Here is a 7,676-nt window from a genome sequence, read left to right on the forward strand (position 1 = left end):
TCATGGCCAAGGGGTTCGCAGTGAAGAACACACATCGCCGGGCCCGCTGGATCGTGCCACTCGTGCTCTTGCTCGCGTGGCTCGGCATCGGCGGGACGCTCGGTCCGTACGCGGGAAAGCTGGGCGAGGTCGCCACCAACGACCAGGCGGCGTTCCTGCCGCGCAGCGCCGAGTCGACGAAGGTCATCGCGGCCCGCAAGGCGTTCGAGTCGTCGTCGTCCATTCCCGCGATCATCGTGTGGACGACTGACGGCCCCCGCGTGACGGCGGAGCAGCAGAACGCCGCCACGCGCGCGGTCAGCGGTCTCGCCGGCGGCCCGGGCATCGCCGCCCCGCCCTCCCCGGGCCTCGTGTCCGACGACGGCCGGGCGATCCAGGCCGTCGTACCGCTGGCACCCGACCTGGGCGAGGAGCTTCCGGCGGTCCTCGACGAAGTACGGCAGGCGGCCCAGCGGGTGCCAGGCACCTCGGTGCAGATCGCCGGTCCCGCGGCCAGTCAGGCCGACCTGGCCGACGCGTTCGCCGGCATCGACGGGCTGCTGGTCGGCGTGGCGCTCGGGGCGGTGCTGCTGATCCTGCTGCTGGTCTACCGCAGCGTGCTGCTGCCCCTGGTGATCATCATCAGCGCGGTGTTCGCGCTCGGGCTGGCCTGTGCGGTGGTCTACTGGCTGGCCGACCGGGGCATGGTCCGCGTCGACGGCCAGGTCCAGGGGATCCTGTCGATCCTGGTGATCGGAGCGGCGACCGACTACGCCCTGCTCCTCGCGGCGCGGTTCCGGGAGGAGCTCGCCCGTCGGGGCGACCGGGTGGACGCGGCACTGGCCGCCGTGCGCCGGTCGGCCGGAGCCATCACCGCCAGCGCGGCCACCGTGGCCCTGGGCCTGCTGGCCCTGCTGGCGAGCGACCTCACGAACAACCGCGCCCTCGGCCCGGTCGGCGCCATCGGCATCGTCTGCTCGGTCCTCGCCACCCTCACCTTCCTGCCCGCGGTGCTGGTCCTGCTGGGCCGAGCCGCCTACTGGCCCGCCACGCCCAAGCCCGCCGACGCGACGGCCGAAGGCCACCGCCTGTGGCGCCGTGTCGCCGCGGTGATCGATCGGGCACCACGGCGGGTGTGGGTGTCGACTGCGCTGCTGCTCGTGGTGCTGGCCGGGTTTTCCCCCGCCCTGTCGTCCAAGGGCGTGCCGCTGGACGAGATCTTCGTCAACGACGCCCCTTCGGTCGCCGCCCAACAGACCCTGGCCCGGCACTTCCCCGGCGGCTCCGGCAACCCCGCCGTGATCATCACCGACGCAGGCCGAGCAGCCGAGGTACGAGCGGCGGCCGAGGCGACGGACGGCGTCGCCACCGTCTCACCGATCACCACGAGCGGCCGGCCGGGCACCGGGGACCCGCTCGTCGTGGACGGCCGCGTCCGCCTGGACGCCACGCTCGAGGCGGCGGCCGACAGCGACGCCGCGCAGGAGACGATCCAGCGGCTGCGAGAGGGCGTTCACGCGGTGCCGGGGGCCGATGCGCTGGTCGGCGGCTACACGGCCCAGCAGTACGACACCCAGCAGACCTCCGCCCGCGACCGCACGCTGATCGTCCCGATCGTCCTCGGCATCATCCTGCTGATCCTGATCGCACTCCTGCGCTCCGTGCTCGTGCCGGTCCTTCTGGTGGCGACGGTCGCCCTGAACTTCCTCGCCACGCTGGGCGTGTCCGCCCTCGTCTTCGGGCAACTGCTGGGCTTCAGCGGGACGGACGCCTCCGTTCCGCTCTACGGGTTCGTGTTCCTCGTCGCCCTCGGCGTCGACTACAACATCTTCCTGATGTCCCGCGTCCGCGAGGAGGCGCTCACCCTGGGCACCCGCGAGGGAGTCCTGCGCGGGCTGATCACCACGGGAGGGGTCATCACCTCAGCCGGCGTGGTCCTCGCCGCCACCTTCGCCGCGCTGATGGTCATCCCCCTGGCCTTCATGGTCCAGATCGCGTTCATCGTCGCCTTCGGCGTCCTGCTCGACACCCTCGTCGTGCGTTCCCTGCTGGTGCCGGCCCTGGTCATCGACATCGGCCCGCGCGCCTGGTGGCCCAGCACGCTGGCCCGACCCACCAGCCAGGCCACCGCGGACGCAGCCGCGGCGCAGCCTGGAGGCCGGACATGACCCTCGGCGCGACCCCGTTGCCGTGACGCACGATCGCCCCTCCCACGCGCCCCGGGTGGCGCCTGGGAGGGGCGGCCCCGTCGCCCATCGAGGCGAACTCCGCCCCTGTGGGCGCGGCCCTGCATCGCGCGTGAACGGATCGGGTGTTTGGGTGGATTCCTCATCGGGCCGAGCGAGGGGTTTCCGTGGCTGACTGGCAGTGGCTGTTCGGAGACCAGCTCGGTCCCCACTTCCTCGCACCGAGTGAACAGGGCCCGGCCGCGAACGCACCAGTGGTGATCATCGAGGCCCGTTCGGTCTTCCGCCGCCGCCGGTTCCACCGCGCCAAGGCGCATCTGATTCTCTCGGCCATGCGGCACCGTGCGGCCGAGCTCGGCGACCGCGTCCGCTACGTACGCGCCGACACCTACACCGCGGGCCTGCGCGAAGCCGTCGGCAAGGCATCGGTCACGGTCCACCACCCCACGTCACGGGCCGCACACACCCTGGTCAGCTCGATGGAGAACGTACGCGTACTGCCGGCACGCGGCTTCCTGGTCCCGCAAGCGGCCTTCCGTTCCTGGGCAGCGGGGCACGACCGGCTGCGGCACGAGGACTTCTACCGGTGGATGCGACGCGAACTCCACCTGCTCATGGACGGTGACGAGCCCGCCGGCGGACGGTGGAACCACGACCACGCCAACCGGGAACCCCCGTCGAAGGGGATGCGGACCCTTGCCGCTCCCGCGCCGTACCGCCCCCGCGAGAACGACATCGACGAGGAGGTACGGGCGGACCTGGACCGCTGGGAGCGGGAGGAGGGCATCGGCTTCGTCGGACGGGACGGTCCGCGCGGCTTTCCCGCCTCGCGCCGTGAGGCCTTGGCAGCGCTGCGCCGCTTCATCGAGCACCGGCTCGCCGGCTTCGGTCCCCACGAGGACGCGGTCCTGGCCGGCGACCCGGTGATGAGCCACAGCCTGTTGTCCTCCTCGCTCAACCTGGGACTGCTCGACCCGGCGGAGGTGGTCGGCGCGGCCGAAGACGCGTGGCGCGCCGGACAGGTGCCCGTGCACAGTGCGGAAGGGTTCGTGCGGCAGGTCGCGGGCTGGCGCGAGTACGTATGGCACGCGTACTGGTACTTCGGCGAGGACTATCGCCACCGCAACGCCCTACGGCACCGCGCCCCGCTGCCCGAATGGTTCCTCGACCTCGATGCCGATGCCGTCGCCGCCCGCTGCTTGTCCACGGTCCTGACGCAGGTGCGCGACACGGGATGGACGCATCACATTCCCAGGCTGATGCTGCTCGGGAGCTACGCGCTCCAGCGCGGCTGGGACCCGCGCGCCGTCACCGACTGGTTTCACCGTTGCTTCGTCGACGGCTACGACTGGGTGATACTCCCCAACGTCATCGGCATGTCCCAGTACGCCGACGGCGGCTTGATGACCACCAAGCCGTACACCACGGCGGGGGCCTACATCCACCGCATGAGCGACCTGTGCGACGGCTGCGCCTACCGCCCGACGGACCGCACCGGCGATCGGGCCTGCCCGTACACCACCGGCTACTGGTCCTTCGTCCACCGCCACGGCTCCCGGCTGGCCGCCAACCCGCGCACCGCCCGCGCGGTGCAGGGGCTGCACCGGCTCGGCGACATCGACGAGGTTCTGCGGACCGACCGGGGGCGGGGTCAGAGCCCGCCCTGACAGGCCAGTCGGTGGACCACGGCTCCGTCCGCTCGGATCGGCCCCGTCCCGCCCGCAATAGACTGGACGCCGAGGTGGGCCGCCCTGTCCCAGGCCGGAAGGAACCGCCCATGGCCGGCGCCGAGAAGAACTCCGACAGCCTGCGACAGCCGCTCTCCTCCTGGGCGGTGTCACCCGACGGAGGACGTCCGCAAGGGCACACCTGTTCCCACCTGGAACTGCTGCCCGCGTCTCCCGGGACGCTGTACGAGGTCTGCGCGCAATGCCGTGCCCGCGGCTGGACCTGGACCCGGCTGAGGTGGTGCGCCACGTGCGGCAACATCGGTTGCTGCGACAGCTCCCGAGGCCGGCACGCCTACGCCCACCATGCGCAGACCGGACACCCCGTGGTGCTGTCCCTGGCCCCCGACGAGCCCTGGGCCTGGTGTTTCGTCGACGAAGTCTTTCTCGTCCGGGTGCCGGAGGGAGAAGGGTCAGACCCAGTGCATCCGCCGCCACCCGCATGAGAGAAGGGCAGGTGGAGGTGCACACCATGAGCGAGGCTCGGCGAACAGACGGCCCGCCGTCGACTGAATCGGTCGGGGAGCATCCGCGTCCGCCGCGCGTGGAGCGGGATGCGCGGCACGTGGTGATCAAGCATCGGGGAGTGACGCTCGCCGACTCCCGGGCTTGCATACGGGTGCTGGAAACGAGTCACCCCCCGGTCTTCTACGTGCCGCGCAACGATGCAACCCGGTGACTTCTACGGTGGCTGGATCACCGCGGAGATTGTGGGCCCGTTCAAGGGCGGTCCGTGGACGACCTGGTGGTGAGAGCGGTCCGGGTGGGTGTGTGACGTGCGTCAGGGCGTTCCCGGAGTCTTGAGGTCGGCGAGGACCTCGCGGGCCGCCCTCGCTCCCGAGGCCAGTGCTCCCTGGAGCGAGCCCGTCGCACGGTGGTCCCCGCAGACGTAGCGGCCCGGGGCGTACCGGGTCGTCCGGGTGAGGGGCATCGGCGGGGTCATGGCGGGCAGGGCGTTGCGTACCGTCACGCGGTGCACCGGCTCCCAGGTGGCGGTGTCCGCGCCGTACGCCTCGGCGAGGGCGGTGAGCACGGCGGCCTCCTCGGCCGGGGTGGGGGCGCCGAGCACGGAGGTCGACACCAGGCTCCTGCCGTCACGGGAGTAGCCGGGCTGCACCTCGGTCAGTACGCAGGTGTTGAGGAATCTGCGGCGTGTGTCGACGAGCAGCGTCGGTTCCGGCAGGGGGGAACGCTCGACCGCGTGGTAGAGGGTCGTGACGGTCCGGCCCGCGGCCGGCTCGAGGCCGGGCAGCAGGCGTGCCGCAGCGGCGGTGCCGGTGGCGACGACGACGGCTCGGGCCGGCAGTTCCCCTCCGCCGACGACCACTCCCCCCGGTGTCAGCGCGGACACCGGCGACAGGGTGCGCACCACCCCGCTGGGCAGTCCGGCCGCGAGCTGGGCCGGTACGGCGCCGATGCCGTCGAGGGGGAGGCAGAGCGTGCCGCGCAGCATGCTGCGCCAGACCAGGTGGAAGAACCGGGCGGAGGTCTCCAGGGAGTCCTCCAGGAACACCCCGGCCAGGAAGGGTCGGAAGAAGGTTTCGACGAAGTCCTCGGAGAAGCCCGCGTCGGCCAGAGCCGCGCGGGTGGTGACGTCGGGGCGGGCCCGCACCCGGGAGGCGGGTGCGAGCAGGGCGTGTGCGGACAGGGTGCCGAAGGCGAGCAGGTCGCGCGGCTTGACCTGCCCTCCGGTGAGGAGACCGATCCCGTCGCGGGGGCGCCGCGTGGGATCGGTGAGCCGCAGCCGCCCGCCGTCGGTGTGGACCAGCACACCGGGGGTGAACGGCCGCAGGCGAAGGGCGGGCAGGTCGAGGCGGTGCTTGACCTGCGGGTAGGAGGTGTTGAACACCTGGAAGCCGCGGTCGGTGGTGAAGCCTGCGACGCGGTAGGTGCGGATGCGCCCTCCGACCGTGTCCTCGGCTTCCAGAAGGCGCACGCGCAGACCGGCCGCGGCGAGGTCCGCCGCGCATGCCAGTCCGGCGGCTCCCGCACCGATGACCATCACGTCGGGCCGGTCGTCCTGCGCTTCAGCCATCGGTGCCCTCACGCTCCTTGCCGACTCGTGCGGATGCGGCTGTCGCCAGGGTATGCACGGGCTCTGCGGGGGAAGGGGGGACGCGCCGCCCTGGCCGTGCGGGGACGTCAGGGAGTGGCGGCGAGCACGGCGCTGTGGACGGCTCGGGCCAGGCGAGCTCCCCACAGCGACCGGGGCCCCGCGAAGCAGTGGACCTCGCCGCCTCGGGCCGGCACGGGGGCGGCGACGCACACCGCGTCGGTCGGGGTGCCGGAGCAGTCGTAACCGGCCTCGACCAGAGCCTGCACCTTGGCCTCGGTGGCCGTGGCCACCGCGTTGACCAGCGCGGCGTCCGTCAGGGCGACAGGAAGGGCGACGACGATGTTGATGGTCCCGGGCCGGGGCACGAACGCCTCGGTCCGGGCCGTCGTGGCCGCCCATCCCCGCACTCCGAGCCCTGCCGTGACCGTCGCTTCGACTCCGTCATCGCATCCACGGCCGTACTGACGGACATCGGCAGCCGTCATCAACCCCACACCCGTGCCTCGTACGCCCGCCTCGTGAGCCAGGTCGGCCAGATGCCGGTCCGGATCGTCGCGCCGGTAGCCATGGGACACCTGCGCGTTCAAGACCCACGCCCGCTCCCCGATTCCTCCGCCGAGCACCGCGCTGCTGATCATCCGCCAGCCGGGGCCCACCTGCCACAGCAGGGCGTGCAGCTGCTCGCCCTCCTCGACCCGGGACAGCACCCGAACGGGCAGCAGACCGGCGGAGGTACCGGACGGACGGATCAACGCGCTCACGGGGGCCACTCCGCTCGGGGGACACGAACCGGCTGATCCTAAGCGCTTTCGAACGCGTCCGTGGCCCGTCCCCGCTGGTCCTCTGCGGGGCGCACACTCGCGCACCCGCGTGGGCGGCCCCGCGGGCCGGGACGTAGTCTGCCGCCATGAACGACTCCCTGCCTCCGACTCCCTCCGCAGCCTTCGAGCTGCTGCTGGCCGGCAACAAGCGGTTCACCGCAGGCACTCCTGAGCACCCGAACCAGGATGCCCTGCGGCGCACCGAGACGGCGCCGGCCCAGCGTCCGTTCGCCGTGCTCTTCGGCTGTTCGGACTCACGTCTCGCTGCCGAGATCATCTTCGACCGCGGTCTGGGCGACCTGTTCGTGGTCCGTACCGCCGGCCACGTCGCCGGGCCGGAAGTGCTGGGCAGCATCGAGTACGGCGTGAGCGTGCTCGACTGCCCGCTGGTCGTGGTCCTGGGCCACGACTCGTGCGGCGCCGTTGCCGCCACTCGCGCCGCACTCAGCGACGGTGTCAGTGCCACCGGATACGTCCGCGACGTCATCGAGCGCGTCACGCCCAGCGTCCTGGCCGCCCGCGCTGCCGGCCTCACGGAGGACGACGACATCATCGCCGAGCACATACGGCACACCGTCGACCTGCTCCTGGACCGCTCCAGGGTGCTCGCCGACCAGGTCGCTTCGGGACGCACGGCCGTCGTCGGACTGTCGTACCGGCTGGCCGACGGCAGCGCGCAGCTGGTCACCAGCCGCGGGCTGCCCGCCCCCGCAGTCGCCTGATCATCGGCACTGTCAGGGTGGCCTGACCCACAGAAGCACGGCTCCCTTTCCGTGGGGGGGCGGCGGGCGCGGGGACTGGCCCCCCGCGCCCCCCCCCCCCCGACCCCCCCCCCCAAAGATTGACAAAAACCACGCAGCTTATAACCCCCCCCCCCGGGGTGAGAGGGGGGGATAGGGGGAGACGC

Annotated in this window: 7 protein-coding genes; 5 read left to right on the forward strand and 2 right to left on the reverse strand. The window is 72.2% G+C overall.

The genetic code is table 11. From position 1 onward, the window contains the following. Positions 1-20: 20 nt before the first annotated feature. The 4 genes from ACFWP3_RS34950 to ACFWP3_RS34965 all read left to right on the forward strand — a co-directional run bounded on the left by ACFWP3_RS34950 (position 21) and on the right by ACFWP3_RS34965 (position 4,571). The gene (locus tag ACFWP3_RS34950) at positions 21-2,147 is read left to right on the forward strand and encodes an MMPL family transporter (RefSeq protein WP_384229269.1); all 2,127 of its coding nucleotides are present in this window, start codon (positions 21-23) and stop codon (positions 2,145-2,147) included. 185 nt (positions 2,148-2,332) lie between these two features. Further along, the gene (locus ACFWP3_RS34955) at positions 2,333-3,832 is read left to right on the forward strand and encodes a cryptochrome/photolyase family protein (RefSeq protein WP_384229271.1); all 1,500 of its coding nucleotides are present in this window, start codon (positions 2,333-2,335) and stop codon (positions 3,830-3,832) included. Positions 3,833-3,942: 110 nt separating this feature from the next. Continuing rightward, entirely contained in the window at positions 3,943-4,338 is a 396-nt protein-coding gene (locus tag ACFWP3_RS34960) for a UBP-type zinc finger domain-containing protein (RefSeq protein ID WP_384229273.1), read from the forward strand. A gap of 26 nt (positions 4,339-4,364) precedes the next feature. After that, positions 4,365-4,571 carry a DUF427 domain-containing protein gene (locus ACFWP3_RS34965; protein WP_384229276.1) on the forward strand — a complete coding sequence of 69 codons (207 nt, stop codon included), beginning with the start codon at positions 4,365-4,367 and terminating at the stop codon, positions 4,569-4,571. Positions 4,572-4,673: 102 nt separating this feature from the next. On the opposite strand, the gene ACFWP3_RS34970 is transcribed toward ACFWP3_RS34965, so the two are convergent. Both ACFWP3_RS34970 and ACFWP3_RS34975 read right to left on the reverse strand, forming a co-directional pair. Then, positions 4,674-5,927, reverse strand: coding sequence for an FAD-dependent oxidoreductase (locus ACFWP3_RS34970; RefSeq protein WP_384229278.1), 1,254 nt, complete (start codon positions 5,925-5,927; stop codon positions 4,674-4,676). Between the two features lie 107 nt (positions 5,928-6,034). Further along, entirely contained in the window at positions 6,035-6,709 is a 675-nt protein-coding gene (locus ACFWP3_RS34975) for an adenosylcobinamide amidohydrolase (RefSeq protein WP_384229280.1), read from the reverse strand. A 146-nt stretch (positions 6,710-6,855) separates the two neighbouring features. On the opposite strand from ACFWP3_RS34975, the gene ACFWP3_RS34980 reads away from it, so the two are divergent. After that, entirely contained in the window at positions 6,856-7,491 is a 636-nt protein-coding gene (locus tag ACFWP3_RS34980; protein WP_384229283.1) for a carbonic anhydrase, read from the forward strand. The last annotated feature ends 185 nt before the right edge of the window (positions 7,492-7,676 follow it).

The organism is Streptomyces sp. NPDC058525 (assembly GCF_042719495.1).
Lineage (GTDB): Bacteria > Actinomycetota > Actinomycetes > Streptomycetales > Streptomycetaceae > Streptomyces.

Excerpts from the sequence above, each read along its gene's own strand:
- ACFWP3_RS34960 (WP_384229273.1), top strand. The coding sequence starts at position 3,943 with ATGGCCGGCGCCGAGAAGAACTCCGACAGCCTGCGACAGCCGCTCTCC.
- ACFWP3_RS34965 (WP_384229276.1), top strand. The coding sequence starts at position 4,365 with ATGAGCGAGGCTCGGCGAACAGACGGCCCGCCGTCGACTGAATCGGTC.
- ACFWP3_RS34970 (WP_384229278.1), bottom strand. The coding sequence starts at position 5,927 with ATGGCTGAAGCGCAGGACGACCGGCCCGACGTGATGGTCATCGGTGCG.
- ACFWP3_RS34980 (WP_384229283.1), top strand. The coding sequence starts at position 6,856 with ATGAACGACTCCCTGCCTCCGACTCCCTCCGCAGCCTTCGAGCTGCTG.